The sequence below is a fragment of the Kytococcus schroeteri genome (genome assembly GCF_042433515.1).
GTDB lineage: Bacteria > Actinomycetota > Actinomycetes > Actinomycetales > Dermatophilaceae > Kytococcus > Kytococcus schroeteri.
In genome coordinates, this window is the sequence record NZ_JBHLVH010000023.1 from 1 (window position 1) to 1,295 (window position 1,295).

Annotated in this window: 1 pseudogene; it reads right to left on the reverse strand. The window is 66.8% G+C overall.

Annotated elements, in window-relative coordinates:
* Positions 1–234 precede the first annotated feature (234 nt).
* Positions 235–1,221 (reverse strand): annotated as a pseudogene (locus tag ACFFHC_RS10105) (recombinase family protein); the annotation flags it as partial.
* Positions 1,222–1,295 lie beyond the last annotated feature (74 nt).

Below are 1,295 nucleotides of genomic sequence, written 5' to 3' on the forward strand. Positions count from 1 at the left end.
CTACCGACTCCGCATGCTCCTCATCGGCGGAGGACTCACCCCATGACCCACGCTCAACTCCGAAGAGCCGAGTATCTTCCGGTTCCCCGCCACGGTAGTTGGGCTGTTTGACCGGCTACTTATCCGGGAGTAGTACCGCCAGCTTCTAAGTCTGACCCCCAGTGGGATCTTCTTTGCCTGCAACCATTCTCCCATGATTCGACTCACCATTGCAATGACGAGTCGAGTCATGAGTCAGTCGCGTCTCAGCTCGATCCGAATGAGGTCGGGGTCGAACTTCACGTGACCCGGCGCGATGGGCTCGATGGTCACCGTCACCAGCTCGTCCACGAGCATCCGGCGACGATCCATGTCCAGCGCCTTCCACTTCGACTCGACCACCTCGCGGCGCCCCGCAGTGCCGACCGGCTCGTCAACGTCCGCGAGCAGCTTCGCCGCCACCGACACCGAGCGGTCGAGCAGTTCCGCGTCGATCACGTCGATGCGCGCTTTCACGTCGTTGATCGCCGCCGTGATCTCCAGGACCGGCTGGTGGATGTCGCGCAGCAGCGGGCTCGGCTCCTTCACGCGCTCGACCAGGGCGTTCCGCTCGGTCAGCAGCTCCTCGCGGCCGGGTCCGGCGTCTTCGTGTGGCATCACGAGGTCGTGCACGTCCACCGAGGACAGACGGGTGAGCACGGCCTCGGTAACCATCGCATCGACGGGCTCGCGCTGGCGAGTGAGGTGGAGCTGCTCGCCGCAGCGATACGTCGGCTGCTTGCGGCCGTTCGTTCCCGAGACGAGCGTCGCGCCGCACTTCCCGCACAGCCCTATCGTGGACAGGAGGTACTTCGGCTGGTTGCATTGCCCGGCCGACCTCCGCACGTTGTCCTCCAGCTTCGCCACCGCGGCCCGCCAGGTCTGCTCGCTCACGATGGGCGGGAACATCCCATCCTGCACCGGGTAGAACTCGCCCGAGGCGTAGTGCTTGATGTAGCCAGCGTAGAGCGGGTTCGCCAGCAGGTACCGCACGGCATCGACGGAGAACTCCGACCCGCGTGCGGTGAGGTGTCCGGCCTTGTTCAAGTCCTCGCGGATGCGCCGGATCGACAGAGACGGTTCGCCGAGGAACGCGTCGAACGCCCGCCGGACCGCCTCGGCCCCCTCGGGGATCACCTGGCCATCACGCGTCCAGCCGAACGCCTTCCGGGCCGACGTGGGGATTCCCTCGACCCGGCCGCGCCGGGGGGGGCTTGCTGCGATTCATTCCGCGCCGAGGGCGCCCCACCGGCAGGGCACTCCGCCCGTCCACGAGG